The organism is Enterococcus sp. S53, from assembly GCF_016516865.1.
Classification (GTDB): domain Bacteria; phylum Bacillota; class Bacilli; order Lactobacillales; family Enterococcaceae; genus Enterococcus_D; species Enterococcus_D innesii.
In genome coordinates this window covers 113,655-134,260 of record NZ_JACVUH010000001.1, presented here as the reverse complement: position 1 = coordinate 134,260, position 20,606 = coordinate 113,655, and the positions used below count along the sequence as shown (strand labels likewise).

At 43.2% G+C, this 20,606-nt stretch carries 19 protein-coding genes; 2 read left to right on the top strand and 17 right to left on the bottom strand.

What is annotated here, in order from left to right; all coding sequences use genetic code 11:
• Positions 1–165: 165 nt before the first annotated feature.
• The 4 genes from IAE45_RS00650 to IAE45_RS00635 form a co-directional block, all read right to left on the bottom strand.
• The gene (locus tag IAE45_RS00650; RefSeq protein ID WP_200124445.1) at positions 166–924 is read right to left on the bottom strand and encodes an ABC transporter ATP-binding protein; all 759 of its coding nucleotides are present in this window, start codon (positions 922–924) and stop codon (positions 166–168) included.
• A complete protein-coding gene (locus tag IAE45_RS00645) occupies positions 924–1,808 on the bottom strand; it encodes an ABC transporter permease (RefSeq protein WP_081118660.1) in 885 nt (294 codons plus the stop codon). The genes IAE45_RS00650 and IAE45_RS00645 overlap by 1 nt, the downstream gene beginning before the upstream one ends.
• Before the next feature lie 76 nt (positions 1,809–1,884).
• The gene (trpX, locus tag IAE45_RS00640) at positions 1,885–2,937 is read right to left on the bottom strand and encodes a tryptophan ABC transporter substrate-binding protein (RefSeq protein WP_096742696.1); all 1,053 of its coding nucleotides are present in this window, start codon (positions 2,935–2,937) and stop codon (positions 1,885–1,887) included.
• A 377-nt stretch (positions 2,938–3,314) separates the two neighbouring features.
• Positions 3,315–3,890 carry a hypothetical protein gene (locus IAE45_RS00635; protein ID WP_077453382.1) on the bottom strand — a complete coding sequence of 192 codons (576 nt, stop codon included), beginning with the start codon at positions 3,888–3,890 and terminating at the stop codon, positions 3,315–3,317.
• 125 nt (positions 3,891–4,015) lie between these two features.
• Here IAE45_RS00635 and IAE45_RS00630 point away from each other — a divergent pair, with 125 nt between their 5' ends.
• Positions 4,016–4,414 carry a DUF1622 domain-containing protein gene (locus tag IAE45_RS00630; RefSeq protein WP_077453383.1) on the top strand — a complete coding sequence of 133 codons (399 nt, stop codon included), beginning with the start codon at positions 4,016–4,018 and terminating at the stop codon, positions 4,412–4,414.
• A 107-nt stretch (positions 4,415–4,521) separates the two neighbouring features.
• Positions 4,522–6,222, top strand: a complete 1,701-nt coding sequence (gene efbA / locus IAE45_RS00625) for a fibronectin-binding protein EfbA (RefSeq protein ID WP_200124443.1) — start codon at positions 4,522–4,524, stop codon at positions 6,220–6,222.
• Between the two features lie 252 nt (positions 6,223–6,474).
• Here the strand turns inward: efbA and IAE45_RS00620 are convergent, their stop codons facing one another.
• From IAE45_RS00620 to pyrR, 13 genes are all read right to left on the bottom strand, one after another.
• Positions 6,475–6,966, bottom strand: coding sequence for a pyridoxamine 5'-phosphate oxidase family protein (locus IAE45_RS00620; RefSeq protein WP_200124441.1), 492 nt, complete (start codon positions 6,964–6,966; stop codon positions 6,475–6,477).
• Between the two features lie 14 nt (positions 6,967–6,980).
• Positions 6,981–7,883, bottom strand: a complete 903-nt coding sequence (locus IAE45_RS00615) for an AraC family transcriptional regulator (protein ID WP_200124439.1) — start codon at positions 7,881–7,883, stop codon at positions 6,981–6,983.
• 310 nt (positions 7,884–8,193) lie between these two features.
• Positions 8,194–8,871, bottom strand: coding sequence for a carbonic anhydrase family protein (locus tag IAE45_RS00610; protein WP_017144366.1), 678 nt, complete (start codon positions 8,869–8,871; stop codon positions 8,194–8,196).
• Positions 8,872–9,027: 156 nt separating this feature from the next.
• Positions 9,028–9,663 carry an orotate phosphoribosyltransferase gene (gene pyrE, locus IAE45_RS00605; RefSeq protein WP_086292399.1) on the bottom strand — a complete coding sequence of 212 codons (636 nt, stop codon included), beginning with the start codon at positions 9,661–9,663 and terminating at the stop codon, positions 9,028–9,030.
• A complete protein-coding gene (gene pyrF / locus IAE45_RS00600; RefSeq protein ID WP_081118667.1) occupies positions 9,660–10,379 on the bottom strand; it encodes an orotidine-5'-phosphate decarboxylase in 720 nt (239 codons plus the stop codon). The genes pyrE and pyrF overlap by 4 nt, the downstream gene beginning before the upstream one ends.
• Entirely contained in the window at positions 10,379–11,302 is a 924-nt protein-coding gene (locus IAE45_RS00595) for a dihydroorotate dehydrogenase (RefSeq protein ID WP_200124437.1), read from the bottom strand. Before IAE45_RS00595 ends, pyrF begins: the two co-directional genes overlap by 1 nt.
• The gene (locus IAE45_RS00590) at positions 11,302–12,078 is read right to left on the bottom strand and encodes a dihydroorotate dehydrogenase electron transfer subunit (protein ID WP_194194543.1); all 777 of its coding nucleotides are present in this window, start codon (positions 12,076–12,078) and stop codon (positions 11,302–11,304) included. The genes IAE45_RS00595 and IAE45_RS00590 overlap by 1 nt, the downstream gene beginning before the upstream one ends.
• 21 nt (positions 12,079–12,099) lie before the next feature.
• Complete coding sequence (carB, locus tag IAE45_RS00585) at positions 12,100–15,285, bottom strand: carbamoyl-phosphate synthase large subunit (protein WP_200124435.1); 3,186 nt, start codon at positions 15,283–15,285, stop codon at positions 12,100–12,102.
• Position 15,286: 1 nt separating this feature from the next.
• Positions 15,287–16,366, bottom strand: a complete 1,080-nt coding sequence (locus tag IAE45_RS00580; RefSeq protein ID WP_200124428.1) for a carbamoyl phosphate synthase small subunit — start codon at positions 16,364–16,366, stop codon at positions 15,287–15,289.
• A gap of 1 nt (position 16,367) precedes the next feature.
• The gene (locus IAE45_RS00575; protein WP_200124426.1) at positions 16,368–17,651 is read right to left on the bottom strand and encodes a dihydroorotase; all 1,284 of its coding nucleotides are present in this window, start codon (positions 17,649–17,651) and stop codon (positions 16,368–16,370) included.
• 31 nt (positions 17,652–17,682) lie between these two features.
• Positions 17,683–18,609: an aspartate carbamoyltransferase catalytic subunit gene (locus IAE45_RS00570; protein WP_096742686.1), complete on the bottom strand. Its 927-nt coding sequence runs from the start codon at positions 18,607–18,609 to the stop codon at positions 17,683–17,685.
• A gap of 47 nt (positions 18,610–18,656) precedes the next feature.
• Positions 18,657–19,937, bottom strand: coding sequence for a solute carrier family 23 protein (locus IAE45_RS00565; protein WP_081118672.1), 1,281 nt, complete (start codon positions 19,935–19,937; stop codon positions 18,657–18,659).
• A 19-nt stretch (positions 19,938–19,956) separates the two neighbouring features.
• On the bottom strand, positions 19,957–20,493 hold the full coding sequence (gene pyrR, locus IAE45_RS00560; RefSeq protein WP_077453394.1) for a bifunctional pyr operon transcriptional regulator/uracil phosphoribosyltransferase PyrR: 537 nt from the start codon (positions 20,491–20,493) through the stop codon (positions 19,957–19,959).
• Between the last annotated feature and the right edge of the window lie 113 nt (positions 20,494–20,606).

Here is a 20,606-nt window from a genome sequence, read left to right as displayed (position 1 = left end):
AGTTGTGTGGGGTTCGTTAGCAATAATTTTTGCATAGTCCTTCGCTCCAAACTGATGTAAGATTGACCTAAGTATAGGTTTAACTTTGAAAGATGTCAATGATTTTTTCTTATTTTTTTCATTTATTTGATTAATTTTTTTGAAAACACCGTTCTATCAAGGGTTTTATAAGTCGTCTTCAAAGAACAGTAATAGTTCTGGTAAACTTAAGCGTGCTTTTTCATCTGCTGAAAGATCCTTGACGATTTCCCCTTTTCTAAGCAGGATCAGGCGATCTCCGTATTTTAATGCATCTTCCATCCGATGGGTGATCATGAGACAAGTTAGATTTTGTTCTTCTACCCTTTTTGCAGTGATCTGCATCAGCTGCTTGGAAGTTTTCGGGTCTAAGGCAGCCGTATGTTCATCCAACAACAATAGTTTAGGGGTTTGGATCGTTGCCATCAATAAACTTAGTGCTTGTCGCTGACCACCGGATAAACTACCCGTTGGCGTATCTAAATGATTTTCCAACCCATTGCCGATTTCTTTACAAAGGGCATAGAACGATTCTCTTTGTCCTTGCAGTTGACGAAGACCTAGTGACCGTTTTTGCCCTCTTTTTTGTGCTAACAGCAGATTTTCTGCCACTGTCATACGGGGAGCTGTCCCCATTTTCGGATCTTGGAAAACCCGTGCCAAAAAGCGCGCGCGTTTTTCTTCCGAAAGCGTGGTCACATTTTGATCATCGATCGTCACTTGGCCACTCGTTAGAGGCATGGTACCAGAGATGCAGTTGAATAACGTGCTTTTGCCGGCCCCATTTCCTCCCACAACCGTAACGAATTCACCGGGTTTTAAAGAAAGATCGAATTTGTTCAAGAGTACTTTTTTCTCATTCGGTCCATTGCCGACAACTTTAAAGGCTTTTTTTAAGGCTAACATTATTCATCCTCCGTTTCAAAACCAGTGCGTAGATGCAGGGCTTGTTTAAATTGAGGGATCAACAAGCAGATCGTCAAGACGATGGCCGAGAATATTTTCAAGTAAGTCGTATCAAAACCAGCTTTGATCACAAATAGGATCAATAATTGATAGATGATGCTGCCGATCACGATAGCGATCAAACGTTCTAGCAAGGTCAATTCGCCATATAACACTTCTCCAATGATGATGGATGCCAATCCAATCACGATCACACCGATTCCCTTACTGATATCGGCATAGCCGTCGTTTTGAGCGATCAATGCGCCTGAAAGTGCGATCACGCCATTAGAGACGATCAGACCGATGATTTTCATTCGATCCGTATTAATCCCCATCGACTTCGCCATATGTTCATTATCCCCTGTAGCAATATAAGCTTGACCCAAGTTGGTATGAAAAAAGTAAACCAGTACGCCACCGATCAATAAGACCATGATCAGCCCGATAATGACGGTATCATAATAATTCGGTAAGTTCATTTTAGTAAAGAAATCCTGGATCTTGGGCTGGTTTAACAGCGACAGATTAGGAGACCGCATGACAAACAGCATCACCGAGTTCAATGAAGACATCACCAGGATACCAGCCAAAATCACGGGAATTTTGCCTTTTGTATAAAGAAGTCCGGTCACACATCCGGCACACATCCCAGCCAATACTCCTAAACAAGTCGCTAAGACGGGGGAAACCCCATGGGTGATTGCTGTCACACAGACAGCACCGCCTAGTGGAAAGGACCCTTCCGTCGTCATATCCGGGAAATTCAAAATTCGATAGGTCATAAATATCCCTAAACCAAGGATCCCCCAAAGTAGTCCTTGCCCAATTGCTGAAACAATCATCATTTTTCCTCCATTTTCTTACATGTTTTCTCTTTCAAACCCTCGTCGTGATCCTAGATGGTCTTAAGATTCTTGATCACTCATCACTTGCTTCGGTTTCTGGTGTCGTTGTAATCAATTTTGCCTCGTCTTTGAGATTTTCTGGGATAGTGATGCCCAATAACTGCGCTTGTGTTTCATTAATGATCGTTTCGCCATCGCTGAATGTATAGATCGGCGTTGTCGCAGGTTCTGCTGTCCCATCAAGAATTGCTGCCACCATCTTCCCAGTTTCGACCCCAATCGTAAATTGATCTTGCCCGACCGTTGCTAAGCCGCCTTGTTCCACCATCGTATCAACAGATGTGATGATTGGCGTTTTTGATTTATTGGCTTCTTGGACTACCGTCTGCATAGCATTTGCGATCGTATTGTCTAAAGGAATATAGATAAAGTCGACTTCTCGTGCCATCACTTGCACCATTTGCGCAATTTCGTTACTCGAAGGAACGGCATAGGATTTACTGGTCAAGCCATTCTCTTCAGCAGCAGCTTCTGCTTCTGCCACTTGGTATTTCGAATTGTCCTCAGTCGAAGAATACAAAATACCGACTGTTTTTGCCTCTGGCAGCAAATCTTTTGCTAGTTTGATTTGCGCAGCTACTGGTGCTTTATCTGAAACGCCAGTGATATTGCCGCCGGGTTGGTCCATATCTGCCACCAGATTCGCCCCAACTGGATCAGTGACCGCCCCTAAAACGATTGGTACATCCTGAGTGACATTCGCCAATGCTTGTGCTGCGGGTGTTGCGACCCCAACTAAAACGTCGGCATCTTTATTTAGCAGCTGCTGGCTCATCGTTGCCAATTTGCTTTGATCCGCTTGGCCGTTTTGGAATTCGATTGTCAAGTTGTCCCCTTCGGTATAGCCTGATTCTTTAAGGCCTTCTTTGATCCCCTCGGTGATCGCATCCAATGCTTCATGGCTGACAAATTGTAGGATCCCAACTGTTTTTTCAGCTTTCTCTACTGGTTCTGAAGCCTCACTGGCTTGATTGGTCCCACTTCTCATTCCTAACTGATAGACGAAGGTCGCTCCTAAAAATAATAAAATAACGGCAACTGATGCAATTAATCCCTTGTTTTTCATTTTTTATTCTCCTTTTTCTGCTTACATTTTTCGAGTTTTTCTTTTTATGGTTTTTGAGAACAAAAAAAGCAACTGCCTATGTGACGGCAATTGCAAGTAAGCAAAAGCCGCATAGAAGCTTGTCCTATGCGGCGATAAATTCAACTACCAGCATAGATACAGCACTTTAGAAGGTTCTCTAAAAAGTTGTATCTATGGAATGAGGTTCCATCAATACAACTATCTATGCCAGTTTTGCCATGATTTCACTTGCAATGGAATAAATAGTTTCATGATTGTTCCTCCTTCTCAACTTGTTTTCTTTCTTGATTGAATTCAGTTTAGCTTATTGATAAAAAAACGTCAACAATTTTCTGTCAAATTGTCAGATTTTTTTATCAATCATTGGCAGAAGTACGAATCGTCCACATCGGTAAACGATTCAATTCTGGGATAAATTCCGTCGTTGGCTGGTCAAATGAATCAAAGGTAAAGCGATTTTTTTCGACTCCTTCTTCATAAAAGACAAAGGTTACTTTATCAGGATCAATATCATATTCATTGGAGAAAAAAGCCGCATCATAGACGATTGGATAATAAAAAAATGTCCGATTCATTTCATCTTCTTGTGCTTGGATCAGATCAAACACTTGATCCAACTGAGCACCACTCGGTTTACTATACATCACAGAAATCGCTCTTGTTTCGCGAATCGTCTTGTCAGCTGTCAGATAAGGCAATGGTTGTACTTTTTCTGAAGGTAGCTTATCAAAAGCGATCCGATCCACTAGAGAAGCGTTGATACGATTTTGAGAAAAGACGATCAAACCGGCGAAAATCAAAGCGAAAAGAATCCCCCCGATCAGCGTGAAAATCGTTTTTTTCTGATCTCGGTAGAGATCATCTAAAAAAGCTTGCCAGCTTTCTACTGCTTTTTCTTTCGTGTAATGAACAAAGCTTTTCACTTGTTCCATAATTTGCCCACCTTTTTAAAAATACTACTATTATTTCATACTATCAATTCCCTTCTAGAACGTCAAGAAACTTCACATTTCCTCAATAATTCGGTAAGATAAAAGAAAACGGTAAAGGAGTCATTATGCATAATCTAGCTGATTCATTGATGACTGGAGCCAATCCAATCTTCGATTTCATCGTTGTCTGTTTGAACTTTCTCTCCATTTTCGTCATCGTTTGGGGTGTATTGATTGCAGGCATTGATTTTGTGCGTTACGAATTAACAGAAAAGGATCGTTTGGTAGCAGCCAGAGAAAACAATTTTATTCGCAATTATTTAGGAAGTTACGTCTTGTTAGGTCTGGAGATTTTGATTGCCGCAGATATAATTGAGACAATCATCCACCCCACCTTCGAAGACATCGTACGTCTAGCTGCAGTCGTTATTATTCGAACAGTCATCTCTTATTTCTTGAACAAAGAGATCGAACGGGCTTTGCAAACCACCGATCATCAGCCTGCCAAGAAAAAGGAAAGCTAGCTGTCATGGCTTTTCTACCGATTCTTCGGTATAATAGATAGGAATATTTGACATTAGAAGGATCAATCCCTCAGTCAAACTATCCTTAAAAGAAAAGAGGGAACAATATGTCTTTTGATGGTGTTTTTACCCATTTAATGGTCAAAGAATTACAGAGTCAATTAACTAGTGGACGCGTGAACAAAATTCATCAGCCTTATGAAAACGAGGTCGTATTTGTGATCCGTGCCCAAGGGAAAAATCACAAACTCTTGCTATCCGCTCACCCTACCTATGCCCGTGTGCAATGCACAACGATCGCCTATAGCAACCCAGAGACCCCACCGAATTTCTTGATGATGCTGCGGAAATATTTAGAAGGGGCGATCCTAGAATCAATCGAACAAATCGACAATGACCGTGTGATCCATTTTCATTTTACCCGACGAGATGAATTAGGTGATTTGCAAGCCCTTGTCTTGATCGTCGAATTAATGGGCCGTCACAGTACGATTTTATTAATGAATAAGACAAGCGGAAAAATTGTCGATACAATTAAACACATTGGTCATTCACAAAATACGTATCGCACCTTATTGCCAGGTGCTGTCTATGTTGCACCACCAAAGCAATCGACGCTTAATCCTTTCACAGCCTCTCGCACCAAGATTTTTGAAGAATTATCTACTCTCGATCCCTTGACGGCAAAAGAACTGCAACAACGATTCCAAGGCTTAGGCCGTGATACCGCAGAAGAATTGATTGCCCGAATCAGTGCCAATCCTAATGAAAAACTGCGTCAGTGGGAAACTTTCTTTTCAGAGCTTACGGAAGATTTAACACCAAGCTTTCTCCGGTCAGAGAAAAAGGAATATTTTACGCCTATTCCCTATGCATCATTGATTGATGCGACCACCACTGTCACCCATTATCAGACTCTGAGCGAGCTTTTAGATGCATTTTACCATGATAAGGCGGAAAGAGATCGGGTCAAACAACAAGGTGGCGAACTACTGAAAAAGGTTGAAAATGAACTGAAGCGTAACCAGCTGAAGTTAAAGAAACGCCAGCAAACCTTGAGGGATTCAGAAAACGCCGAGGAGTTTCGCCAAAAGGGTGAACTCTTGACGACCTTTATGAGCCAAGTGCCTCGTGGTGCTACATCCGTTAATTTGGAAAATTATTATGAGGAGAATCGGCTTTTGACGATCAAATTAGATCCCGCTCTTTCTCCTAATCAAAATGCTCAGAAGTATTTTCAGCGATACCAGAAATTGAAAAACGCAGTTAAATTGATCCATCAGCAGATTGCCGAAACGAAAGAAGAAATCGCGTACCTCGAATCCGTGTTAGCCCAATTAGAAATTGCCTCTCCAATGGATCTAGCGGTTATTCGGGAAGAACTGATCGCACAAGGCTATGTCAAAAATCGGACGAAGCAACGTAAAAAAGTCGCCCCTTCGCAACCGGAACGATTTGTTTCTTCAGACGGAACAGAAATTCTCGTCGGAAAAAACAATTTACAAAATGACCAACTGACTTTAAAAACAGCTCGTAAGAGTGATATCTGGCTACACACTAAAAACATTCCTGGTTCGCATGTCATCATTCGTTCGGACGATCCTAGCGAGACAACCTTAATGGAAGCTGCAGAGCTTGCCGCATATTTCTCAAAATATCGTCAATCTGCCCAAGTACCGGTGGACTATGTGCAAGTCAAACATATTCGGAAACCGAATGGTGCCAAGCCTGGATTCGTCATTTATGAGAATCAAAAAACCTTATACGTAACACCTGATGAGGGTATTTTAAGATTAAAACAGTCCTAGCTGTTCCTAAATTTATTCGGATCAAAAAATCATAAAGTAATCAATCAAAAAACCGATCACAAGCGGTGCGAAGAGGCACGCGCTTGTGATCGGTTTTTATGCTTTTTCGTTCTATCTACTGCTCTTTCAACAACAATTTTGCTTAGCTTGAATCACAAAAGGCAAACCTTCTCAGAATTCAGCCATCGACATATCTGCTAGATCCGCTAGAATGGCAATTGAACATCACCTGCAGCTAATAGTTTCTGCTGGCTAATAAATCCCGCCATCCTCCATAGTGACTTTCTTCTCAAAATCAAAATGATACAGCTTTTCCCAGTGATTGATATTCAAGGTTCCTTTAGTCAAACGGATCGCCAGAAAGCAACAGCCCTTATCATTCTCGTTGTTGACTTCGTCGTACCAAACAAAGGCTTTGCGAATTTTGCTTCTTAATTCTGCATTTTTAGGGTCTAGCACCCAACCTAAATTCTCCCCTTGACCGATCGCGGTAAACCATTCACCACTGACAGCAATAGAAACTGCTGGCTTCTTTTTGATTTGCTTGATTTTATTGGATTGTTCGTGCGTCGACACGTAAAAAATGCCCTCTTCATAAAAAGCATCAACTTCTCGAACGACTGGTTGTATGTGTCCCTCTGCAGTTTTGTCACAAGCTGTCGTCGCAAGGGCAATCACATTGTCTTTGAAATGCCCAAATTTTTCTTCAAGCAGCTTTATTCCTTCTTCATACTGGTGAGTCATTATTCTGTTCCTCCTTACATCTCTCTTCTTTTTTTAAAAGGAATCCATAATTCGACATGTGTAACCCGATTGTTTCCTTTTCGATATAGCTCTGGAAAAAAATCCTCAGCAATCCAACCATTTTTCTTGAGCCAAAAACGGGTATAACGCATCGCCTTTCCCATATTGATGATCAGTTGCTCTGAGATCGTATCAAAGCTGCAAACAATGTAATCACGTGCTGGTAGCGTCCATTCAATGAGGGTCGATAATTGCGTACCGTCACTTAATTGGCCAACAAAGTAACTTGAGTACCCTTCTGGCGCATCTCCCGGAAATGAAACACCGATCAGGCAATGATCAGTGCGAGGCTGATTTGCAATCTTTTGATAAAAATCACGCCAAATTTCATCAATAGGGTCGATTCCTGTTCGTTGACCCAGCATTTTTCCATATTTAAATGGATAATAACCAATAACGCCATAAAAAATCATTGGTTGCTTGTTTCTTTTTTTCTGAATCTCCAAAACGACCCCTTCACTGATCAATGGATTACCTTCTTCTGTGACAATATACCCTAAAGATAGATCTGGCTTATCAAAATTTTGTAAGCCGATCGGCGCTTTTTGGTAAAGAGAAGGCGAAAGTCCATAAACGGTTTTAAAGGTTCTTGAAAATACTGCATGGCTGCTAAAACCAACCTCAAAAGCGACTTCAATGACTCGACTTTTTCTGTCTTTTAATAAATTAGCGGCTCTGGCCAGACGACGCAGTTTTATATATTCCCTAACAGAAATTTTAACTAAACGGGTGAATAAGCGTTGATAATAAAATACAGAAAGGGATGCGACTTGTGCTAACGTTTCGATCTCTAATGGCTCGGCAAGATTGTCTTCAATATAATCGATTGATTTTTGGATTGCTTCCCATGCATGCATATGGATTTCCTTTCTTTCACTATAAAATATTCAGCCAAAAAAGCTTTACCGTGTCTGCTCTTTTTCAATTGATTTAATTGTATTTTATTTCACAATAGAACTTATGCTTAGAAACTGCTTATTGATTAGTTTAGCATAGTCTTTGAACTCGATGGATATAAAAATAAAAAAAGACGAGCGTTTTCGTCTTTTTTTGTCAGTTCATTTTTAAACTATTGTATTCCTTGAAAGTTCTCATTACGTCGTGTTTTATAGGATAATCATTAGAGAATTCCAAGAAAAACTACGTAAAAGGAACTATTTTTATAAATCAATAGAAATAAATAGGCCGATCTTTGCGGTCTTGTAATGGACGATTATTATTTTCTAATACTTCTTCGCGGAATTCTAAAATAAAGCGACGACTCATCTCACCAATCCAGTCAAAGACAAACCAGTTGATTGGACCTTTCGTTGGCGGGGTCGTCAGGGAACCCACATAATGAAAATGATGAGTGCGCTCTGGCAAGAACATGCTCGGATCAAACCATTGGGTATGGTTCTCAAAGTCCCAGATGCTGTCGTCTTGCTGATTGCAGATCCAGTTGAGTTTATCCGTCAATTTGAATAAGATACCCACGACCAAGTTTTCTCCGTCATCATTCATATGAACGAGATGAAACTCTAATTCTTGCTGCTCGTCATCGATAATGTGTTCAGACGGCATGTGAAAATGAATATCCGTCAAATAGTAGTTGATCCCTTTAAACGTGACATAGCTTTCTTTATTATAAGGAACGAAGTGAATCGTATTTTTGAATTCTTTTTCCGTGAACCGCTCTCGTTTATAGTGAAAAGCCAAGTCCTGATCGATGGGTTCTTCGGTCTCATCGTGGACTAAAGCGATTGGGGATTGGTACGGAAATTCGGCACCTTGTGCATACCAGTCGCACAAAGTGTGCCAATGTTCAGGTCCATTGTCTCCGGAATAACTCCAGGGAACGTCCATATTTCTTTTCAAAAAAAACAGCCTCCTAATTCAAGTTGACAGCAAGGAACAGCCCTTCCTATCAAAAAACTTTCTCCCAATGCTATCAGAAAATAGGTAAAAATAAAACGAATATGCTTGGTCATTCCCTCACATATCCGTTTCTTTTTCAATTCCTTATTCACTCAACCAAGCAGCAGGATCTTTACGCCACTCTTGTAACAGGGCAACATCAGACTCTTGAATAGCACCCGTTTCTAAAGCCGACTCGATCAGAGCCGTATAGTTTGTCAAAGTCACGTATGGTAGATCTGCTTGCTCAAAATTCTCTTGAACTTGTGGCAGTTCGTAAGTAAAGATCGCAGCAACGCCTAATACGTCGGCTCCTTCTCTTTTGGCTGCTTCACAAGCTTCTAAGACACTGCCACCTGTTGACAATAAATCTTCAATGACGACCATTTTTTGATTTGGCTGAATACGTCCTTCAATTTGATTGCCTTTGCCGTGTTCCTTTGCTTTGCTGCGAATATAAACCATTGGTAAATCTAACAATTCAGCGACCCATGCAGCATGGGGAATCCCGGCTGTTGCGGTCCCTGCAATCACTTCTACTTCTGGGTAAGTGGTTTTGATGACTGCAGCTAAGCCTTTCGCAATGGCACGACGCACAGTTGGATAACTCATGGTGATTCGATTGTCGCAATAAATAGGGCTTTTGATACCGCTGGCCCACGTAAATGGTTCATTGGGTCGTAAGAAAATCGCCTCGATGTCTAAAAGATCTTTGGCGATTTGATTGGATTGTTCCTTCATTGGCTAGCTTCCTTCCATTCTTGTTTAATTTGCAAATAACTTTCATAGGGTGTCTTAGACTGGGTGATCGGACGTCCTACAACGATCATGGTAGCCCCTGCTTTACGAGCTTGTGCAGGTGTCATGATCCGTTTTTGATCGCCAACTTCACTGCCAGCTGGTCGGATACCAGGCGTCAAGCGTATGAAGGCATCGGTTGTCCTTTGCTTGATCTGGTTTGCCTCGTGAGCGGAACAAACAACACCGTCTAATCCAGCTTTTTGGGCACAAGTGGCGTAATGGATGACACTTTCTTGTAGTGACGTCATGATCTGCTGATCATGATGCATTTGTGCCTCGCTAGTGGAGGTCAATTGGGTGACTGCAATCAAGTCAGGGACTTTTTGTCCTGTCGGGGTTCCTTTTTGTAGGCCGTTTTTAGCAGCAGTCATCATTTCGATCCCGCCGGCTGCATGAACATTCGTCAAAGAAACACCTAAAGAAGCTAAGCGCTCCATTGCTCGTCCTACTGTATTGGGAATATCATGTAGTTTTAAATCTAAAAAGATATCATGGCCACTGTTTTTTAACCAAGTAACGATTGCTGGCCCTTCTTGGTAGAAAATCTCCATTCCCACTTTTACAAATAATTTTTCTTCCGCAGGAAATTGCGCTAAAAATGTTTCAATAGCCTGTTTGTTGGGGAAATCTAGGGCAATAATTGGCCGTTCACTCATCACATATGCTCCTCTCTCACTTCTTTTATCAGCTGTTCCAAAGAAGGGATCCCTAATTCTGCCATTCGGATAGGCAATTCTTCAATCAATTTCGGGCAAATGTAAGGATCGGTAAAGTTTGCGGTTCCGACTGCAACAGCACTAGCACCTGCCAGATACATTTCCAGTACATCATCCACTGACATCACGCCCCCCATGCCAATAATTGGTAATTGAGAAACTTGCGCCACTTGTTTGATTAGACGGATCGCCACCGGTTTGATAGCTGGTCCAGATAAGCCTCCGGTTTGGTTGGCTAAAATTGGTTTCCGTGTTTTTAGATCGATCCGCATGCCTAAAAGTGTATTGATCATCGTAAACCCGTCGGCGCCGCCTGCTTCGATCGCTTGCGCAATTGGGACGATATCCGTCACATTCGGCGATAGTTTGACATAAATTGGCACTTGCGAGACTTTTTTGACCGCTTCAGTCAATGCACCAGCAACCGCAGGATCGGTGCCGAACATGATACCGCCATGCTTGACATTAGGGCAAGAAATATTCAGTTCGATCGCTTTGACATTTTCTGCTCGACTGATTTCCTGACACACAAGAACATAATCTTCGACAGTCGAACCGGCAACATTCGCGATGATTGGCAAATCGGGGTGTTTTTGAGCTAAGTCCGGCAATATTTGATTCATGACCGTTTCTAACCCAGGATTTTGCAACCCGATGGCATTTAACATACCGCTAGGCGTTTCTGCTACCCTTGGGGTTGGATTGCCGAAACGTGGTTCAGGTGTGGTCGCTTTGATCATCACCGCACCTAATTGACTGATGTCATAATATTTATCATATTCTGCACCAAACCCAAAACAGCCGCTGGCAGGCATGATCGGATTTTTCAGACTCAATCCGGGTAGCTCGACGTTGATCGACATTAAATGACCACCTTTCTCGCCTGAAATACAGGCCCTTCGTCACAAACTTTGACACTTTTTGTGCCTTGTTCATCATCTTTCGTATGGCAAACACAGGCATAACAGGCACCCATCCCACAAGCCATTCGTGCTTCCATGGATAATTGAACATCTGGGAGGTCTTCGAAAAGCTGGGCGGTGGTTTTTAAAAGACCGTTATTCCCGCAGGCAAAGACCGCCGCAGGTGTTTGCTCTGCAGCTAATAACAGGTTGCCAACATTACCTTGTAAACCAGCGCTGCCATCATCGGTAGCAATCCTCGTGTCTCCTAGTGCGCGAAATTCCTCTTCATAATACATGACGTCTTTGCTGGCAAAACCCAAAAAGTGAATGACGTGGACGCCTTGTTGAGTCAAACGTTTCGATAATTCATAGAGCGGCGGTACACCGATACCGCCACCTACGATAAATGCAGTGTCCCCTTGATTTAAATGATGATAGCGAAACCCATTTCCTAACGGCCCCATCACATCGATTGGATCACCAACGGTCATTTCTGAAAAAATTCGTGTCCCCTCTCCTTCGACCCGATAAATGATACGGCATTCTTTTTTCTCAGTATCGATATGATTGATACTGATCGGTCGGCGAAGAAGAAAGGCATTTTGAGGAACCCGTAGGTGCAGAAACTGCCCAGGGGTCCTCATCTCATTGACTAACTCACCCGTCAATGTCATTTCAAAAATCCGCGGTGCCAGTTGACGCTGTTTGCTGATGATCATGATTTCTTGCTTCATCAAAAAACTCCTTTATCTGCGTTAAATTGCTTTTGTTGAAAAACTGCGGGATTCCATCACTTTTAGAATTGCATCCGCTGTATCAAGAGAAGTAAAGGTCGGTACACCATGTTCCACTGCTTCTCGACGAATGATAAATCCGTCTTCCGTTGCATTTTGGCGATCTTTATCCATGGTATTGACTACTACTTGGGTCGTTCCTTTACGGATCAAATCAACAACCGTTTCTTCTGCTTGTTGATCAGAGATTTTAGCAACTCGTGTCACTTGCAGGCCTTTTTCTTCAAAGTAATCAGCGGTTCCATTGGTAGCCAATAAGGTGAAGCCTACCTCTACGAAACGCGCCGCCAGCGCTGCTGCCTCTTCTTTGCTTTCGTCTGCAACGGTGAAAAGTGCTTTTCCAAATTCAGGAATATGCAGGCCTGATGCCTCAAAAGCTTTATAAAGTGCTTTTGCCAAATCTTTGTCTGATCCCATTACTTCACCTGTTGATTTCATTTCAGGGCCTAAGTAAGTATCGACTTTTAAAAGTTTTGTAAAGGAGAAGACCGGTGCTTTGATGTGTACTTCATTTGGTGTTGGCGCAAGTCCGTCTTGATAACCTAACGCTGTGATTTCTTCTCCGAGAATCGCCTTCGTGGCAATTTGGGCCATTGGGATCTCTGTTACCTTGCTTAAAAATGGCACGGTTCGGCTAGCACGAGGATTTACTTCAATGACATACACTTTGTTTTCATGGATGACAAATTGGATATTCATCATACCGATACAATTTAAACCTAATGCCAAGCGTTTGGTATATTCTTCGATCGTAGCAATTAGTTCATCCGAAAGATTTTGCGGTGGATAGACCGCCATTGAATCTCCTGAATGGACCCCTGCACGCTCGATATGTTCCATGATTCCAGGAATCAAAACAGTTTTGCCGTCACAGATAGCATCGACTTCACATTCTTTACCGACCAAGTAACGATCGACCAAGACAGGATGTTCTGGTGATGCTTTCACTGCATGACGCATATAATCTTCTAAATCGGCTTGGTTTTCCACGATTTCCATCGCACGTCCCCCTAAGACATAACTTGGGCGAACTAAAACAGGATAGCCGATTTCTTGAGCGATGGCGATTGCTTCTTGTTCGTTCGTCGCTGTATCCCCTGGTGGTTGCGGAATATCTAGCGCTTGTAATGCTTGCTCAAAGAGATCACGGTTTTCGGCACGATCAAGATCTTCAATGCTGGTGCCTAGGATTTTGACTCCGGCTTTCACCAAAGGTTCGGCTAAATTGATCGCCGTTTGCCCGCCAAATTGGACGATGACCCCAATGGGTTGTTCCAAATCGATCACGTGTAAGACATCTTCTAAGGTCAATGGTTCAAAGTACAGCTTGTCGGAGATAGAAAAATCAGTCGAAACCGTTTCGGGATTGCTGTTCATGATGATTGCTTCATAGCCAGCAGCTTGGATCGCTTTCACCGAATGTACAGTCGCATAATCGAACTCCACGCCTTGACCAATTCGGATCGGTCCAGAACCTAAGACAAGAACAGATTCTTTTGCGCTACGTTTGCTTTCATTCTCAAACTCATAGGTGCTGTAAAAATAAGGCGTTGCTGATTCAAATTCTGCGGCACATGTATCCACCATTTTGTAGACTGGCAAAATCTTTTGTTCATGGCGTAGCGTGCGGATCTCAGCTTCTGTGGTTTCCCACAGCTCAGCGATCTTTTTATCCGCAAAGCCGTTTTGCTTGGCTTTTTTCAACACATCAAGGGATTGTGGGTCGTTTGCTAATGCTTGTTCGATCTCAAAGATGTGAAGCATTTTATCTAAGAAGAATAAATCGATTTTCGTCATTTCATTCAAATCTTCGATGGTATACCCTCTTCGGATGGCTTCCATGACGTAGAATAGGCGATCATCTTGCGCCTTGATGACTTTTTCCATCAGATCATTGTCAGAAAGAGCTTCTAGTTCTTTCATTTCGATATGATATGTGCCGATTTCTAATGAACGAACAGCTTTCAGTAATGACTCTTCAATATTACGACCAATCGCCATCACTTCTCCAGTTGCTTTCATTTGTGTTCCTAATCGACGTTCCCCCGTTTCAAACTTGTCAAACGGCCAGCGAGGAATTTTTGCCACAACATAGTCTAGTGCCGGTTCAAATTCTGCATAGGTGGTTTCTGTGACTGGATTTTTCATTTCATCCAATGTTAAACCGACGGCAATTTTTGCTGCCAATTTGGCAATTGGATAACCTGTTGCTTTACTTGCTAGTGCAGACGAACGAGAAACCCTTGGGTTTACTTCAATGACATAGTAGTTGAAGCTATGAGGATCAAGCGCCAATTGAACGTTACAGCCACCTTCGATTTTTAATGCGCGAATAATTTTTAATGACGCATCTCGCAACATTTGGTATTCATGATCTGACAGTGTTTGACTAGGGGCAAAGACGATGGAATCGCCGGTGTGGATGCCGACTGGATCGAAGTTTTCCATATTACAAACGACGATCGCGTTGTCAGCAGAATCTCGCATCACTTCATATTCGATCTCTTTAAACCCAGCAATACTCCGTTCAATCAAGCATTGGGTCACTGGCGAGAGCTTCAAGCCGTTTTCAGCGATTTGGCGCAGCTCTTCTTCATTGTTACACATGCCGCCGCCTGTTCCCCCTAGCGTAAATGCTGGACGAACAATGATTGGAAAGCCGATTTTTTTTGCAAATTCAACTGCTGCTTCCACCGTTGACACGATTTCAGATTCTGGGATCGGTTGATCCAATTCTTCCATTAATTGTTTGAATAGATCTCTGTCTTCTGCTTGGTCGATTGCTGCTAATTTGGTTCCTAGCAACTCAATTCCTAATTCATCCAAAATACCCGAGTTGGCTAATTCCATCGCCATATTCAAGCCCGTTTGTCCGCCTAACGTCGGTAAAATTGCATCAGGCTGTTCTTTACGTAAAATCCGTGAGACAAACTCAAATGTGATTGGTTCAATGTAGACTTTGTCAGCAATTTCTTTGTCCGTCATGATCGTTGCGGGATTCGAATTGACTAACACCACTTCGTAGCCTTCTTCTCGTAAAGCTAAACAAGCTTGTGTGCCGGCATAATCAAACTCTGCCGCTTGTCCTATAATAATCGGTCCAGAACCGATAACCATGATTTTCTTGATATCTGTACGTTTTGGCATATTAGTTCTGCTCCTTCCATGCATCGATCATCTCTAAAAATTCGTCAAATAAGTGGACTGCATCATGCGGGCCCGGTGCCGCATCTGGGTGGTATTGGACACTGAATGCTGGGTAGCGGCGATGACGAACCCCTTCGATCGTGCCATCGTTCACTTCGACGTGGGTCACCATTAGTTTTTCAGGATCGATGGATGTTTCATCCACAGCAAAGCCATGGTTTTGTGAGGTAAAATCGATCCGACCAGTGGCGATTTCTCTTACTGGATGGTTCAATCCGCGGTGACCGAACTTCATTTTATAGGTATCTGCCCCATTCGCTAATGAGAAGAGCTGATGGCCTAAACAAATCCCGAAGATCGGTACCTTGCCTTGAATCCCTTGTATCATTTTAATTGCTTCTGGCAAGCTTTTAGGATCGCCCGGTCCATTCGTCAGCATCACGCCATCTGGTGCGAGGTCTAAAATTTCTTGCGCTGTCGTATTGTATGGCAAAATCGTTAGATTGCAGTTGCGACGTGACAGCTCTCGTAAAATACTATGCTTCAAGCCGAAGTCGATGACCACGATATTGCGACCCGTTCCAGGGCTTGGATAAGGTTTTGAGGTGGAGACTTGTGCCACTTGATTGGTTGGTAAAACCGCTGCTTTTAATTGATCAAAGGCATGGTCAAAGACATCTCCCGCATCAACGATGCTCGCTTTCATGGTTCCGTGTTGACGGATCTTTCTTGTCAGCGCGCGTGTATCGATTCCTGCGATCCCTGGAATATTTTTGCGTTTTAAAAATTCATCTAACGTCAGCTGCTTCCGCCAATTACTCGCTAGACGCGCGTGTTCTTTCACAACGACCCCTTTACAAGTCGGTGAAATTGATTCGTAGTCGTCTCGGTTGACGCCGTAATTTCCTACCATCGGATACGTAAACGTAATGATTTGTCCGTTAAAGCTTTGATCCGTAATGGCTTCTTGATAGCCCGTCATGCTGGTGGTAAAAACAATCTCACCAAAAACATTGATACTGGCACCAAAGCCTTCGCCTTCAAAGTATGTTCCATCTTCTAAAATAAGCCAACGTTTCATATTATTGCCCACCTTTTTGCCATACTAATTTTCCATTTACAAATGTATAACTTGTATCCCCATATAACGTCCATCCACCGAAAGGCGTATTGACTCCTTTTGATAGGAATTGCTTAGGATCCACGTTATAAGCTGATTCTAAGTCAAAAATTGCGAGATCGGCTTTGTCTCCGACCATCATCGTTCCGGCGCTTAGACCAAAAATTGATGCTGGTTTCACGGTCATCCAATCCACTAATTGCTGTAAGGTAAAGCGTCCTGTTTTTACAAAATGAGTGTACAACAATTGGAAGGCATATTCTGATCCGACGATGCCAAAGGGAGCTTTTAAAAAGCTTTGCATTTTTTCTTCATAACCATGCGGTGCATGATCCGTCGCGATACAGTCGATCGTGCCATCCAGTAGACCTTCGATCAACGCTTCACGGTCTTCTTGCCCACGTAATGGTGGGTTCATTTTCCAAAAGCCTTCATCGGCAGGAATATCTTCATCGATCAGAAGTAAATGGTGGGGAGAAACTTCGGCTGTCACATGAATGCCAGCTTTTTTGGCATCTCGGATCACTCGAACACTTTCTTTCGTAGAGACATGGCAGACATGGTAATGGGCTCCTGTTGCTTCCGCCAAAAGCACATCCCGAGCGATTTGAGATGCTTCCGTTACACTCAAGATCCCTGGCAATCCAAGTTCTTCCGCTTTTTTACCAGCATGCATCACGCCGCCAAAGAGTAAGGAATCATCTTCTGTATGGGCAACCAAAGCCAAGTCATTTTCGGCTGCTTGCTTCATTGCCAGATACATTGTGCCTGCAGTCTGAACACCCACGCCATCGTTCGTCAAGGCGAAAGCGCCAGCAGCTTTCATTCCAGCTGCATCCGTCAATGTTTCACTGCGCAAGTTTTCTGTAATCGGCGCGTATTGTAAGACATTGATTGACGCATCTGCGTTGATTTTTTCGTATACAGCTGTTAATTTTTCTGGTGTATCAGGAACTGGGTCAAGGTTAGGCATTGCGCAAACTGTTGTGAACCCACCACGAGCTGCTGCCCTACTACCCGTTTCAATTGTTTCTTTGTATTCAAAGCCTGGTTCTCTGAAGTGTACATGAACATCCACTAACCCTGGTGTGATCAATTGCTCTTTGGCATCGATGACTTCGTCAAAATCTGTTTCGGGAAATGCTGTACCGATCCCGCGAATGATTCCTTCTTCGATCCAAATTGCTGCAGGAACACAGTGATTGTCTTTTTTGATGATTTTACCGTTTTTAATGAGTGTTTTCATGTAAACTTCCTCCTCTTATTCCTTTTGACTGTTAGGCTTTACCATTTAATACTGCTTCAAGAATCGCCATTCGAACGAAGACGCCATTCGACATCTGTGTAATGATTCGTGAGCGTAAGCTTTCAACTAGCGCATCAGCCAATTCCACATCGCGATTGACCGGCGCTGGGTGCATTATGATCGCATGTTCCTTCATTCTGGCTGCCCGTTCGACGGTCAACCCGTGATTTTTTAAGTATTCTTCTTTGGAAAAGCTTTCCGTTCCATCATGGCGCTCGTGCTGGACACGAAGCATCATCATGACATCAACTTCTTCCACTAATTCATCTAATGGCAGCCAATGACCGTACACTTCAAACTCTTCGTCGTACCATTCTTTCGGTCCTGAAAAGAAAACTTTTGCGCCAAGTCGCTTGAGCATTTGCATGTTTGATTTTGCGACCCGTGAGTGGGTGATGTCACCTACGATGGCGACTTTCAAGTCGTCAAAGTGCCCAAACTCTTCATAGATCGTCATTAGATCCAACAAACATTGTGTTGGGTGTTGGCCGCTGCCGTCCCCGCCATTGATGATACTGCACTGGATCGTTTTGCTTTGGATCAAAGCGTCGTAGTAGTTTTCATCGCCGTGGCGAATGACTGCCACGTCTACGCCCAGAGCTGACATCGTCAAGACCGTGTCATACAAGGTCTCGCCTTTTTGAACAGAACTGGTGGAGGCTTCAAATTCAATGACTTCGATCCCTAGTTTTTTCTCAGCAACATCAAAGCTTTTGTGGGTTCTAGTACTGTTTTCAAAAAAGAGATTTGTTGCGAAATACTGTTCCTTTTGGGGCATCCATTTCGCCCCTCTTTTGAATTCTTGTCCTCTGCGGATGAGTCCCATCACTTCACGGTCCGTCAATGCTTCGACCGTCAAAAGATGCTTTAAGCTGATTCTTTCGGATTGAATAATCATGAATGAATTCCTCCTTTGTTTCTGTTTAAACGATGAGTTGGCACAAGTTATTTTTCTTCGCTGCGAGAGCTGTCAGGTAAAATAAGATTCAAGAAGATTCCTAGGACAGTTGCTAACGCCATTGCAGATAAGGTGAAGGTACCGACCGTGAATACAAGACCGCCGATTCCTACCACAAGGATCACTGACGCAATGATCAAATTCTTCTTACGATCAAAATCGATTTTGTTGTCGATCAAAATTTTCAACCCGCTGGCAGCGATGACGCCAAAGAGCAGGAAGCTGATCCCTGAGATGACTGGACCAGGAATACTTAAAATCAATGCGCTTAGTTTTCCAACGAAGCCTAGTACGATGGCTAGAACTGCTGCACCACCGATGACGAACACGCTATGGACCCGTGTAATTGCTAAAACCCCGATGTTTTCTCCGTAACTTGTCACTGGCGGTCCCCCAACGAGACCGGCTGCGATTTGAGCAAAACCATCGCCTAAGAGTGTTCGGTTCAAGCCCGGCTCTTCAAAGAAGTTCCGCTTCGTTAATTTGTTTAAGACCATCAGATGTCCGATATGTTCTGTCATGGTGACGAAAGCGATCGGTGCCATCGTAGTGATCGCATTTAGATACAGTTTGGGTTCATAATTAATGAAAGGAATTTCGAAACTTGGCAGCCCAAACCAGTTGGCGTCAATGATTGGTTGTACGTCGACGATCCCTGCCGCTAAGGCGATCAAGTATCCGCCAACGATCCCTAGCAGGATCGGGATCAGCCCTAAGAACCCTCGCAAAAACATGTTGAAGAAAATCGTTAATCCCAAGGTAGCCAAAGCTACTAGAATGTACTTGAAATCGTAAACTGAGTCATTGTACATCGCATTTTGGGCGGCGTTGGCGGCTAATCCTAGACCAATCACCATAATCACAGGACCGACAATGATCGGTGGTAAGATCTTATCCAACCAAGCAGCGCCAGCACGTTTGATGATCAGCGAAACGATCACGTAGACCAACCCAGTCGTGATGGCGCCTTGGGCGATGGCTGGGTAGCCGTCTGATTCCATCAGCATTTGCATCGCCGCGATAAACGCAAAGCTGCTGCCTAGATACGCTGGGATTTTCCCTTTCGTTGTGACCAAGTAAACCAATGTCCCAATACCGGAACTTACCAAAGCGATACTGGGGTTGATCCCTACCAAGATCGGTACTAAAACTGTCGCACCGAACATCGTGAAAAGATGTTGTAAACTAAGACCTAACCAAGGCAATGCTTTGGGCCGATCTTTGATGTCTAAAACTGCGTCTGGATTACGAAATTCTTGCTTCTGCATGTTGCTGTCACTCTTCTTCCTAGTCGTTTTCTTTATTGATCATGATCCGGTCAGAACCGTCTGATTCTTCCATCTCAACGATAATTTCTTCACTTAAAGCAGTTGGAATATTCTTCCCGACAAAATCTGCCCGAATCGGCAGTTCCCGATGGCCGCGATCAACTAGAACGGCTAGTGAGATTCGTTTTGGTCGACCAATATCCATGATGGCATCCAAAGCTGCCCGAATCGTCCGTCCGGTAAACAAGACATCATCGATCAAGATCACTTCTTTGCCGTCAATGGCCGTCGGAATGTCTGATGAATGGATCTCTGGATCATCTTCGCTCTTTTTATCATCTCGGTACAAGGTGATGTCCAATTCACCGACAGGTACTTCTACGCCTTCCAATTGTTTTAAACGTTCCGCAATCCGTTGGGCGATATAGATGCCTCTGGTCTTGATTCCTACTAGCACCAAATTATCAATGCCGCGATTTCTTTCAATAATTTCGTAGGTGATCCGTGTTAACGCTCGTTTCATTGTTACTGCATCTACTACTTCTTTCGCTGCCATATGTTGTTCCCTCCTAATTTTGAACATAAAAAAACTCCTACCTGCTTGAGGTAGGAGTCATGTTTTCCGATCGTTGCCTAAAATCCCAATCTGTGGATTTTGGGTACACGTTA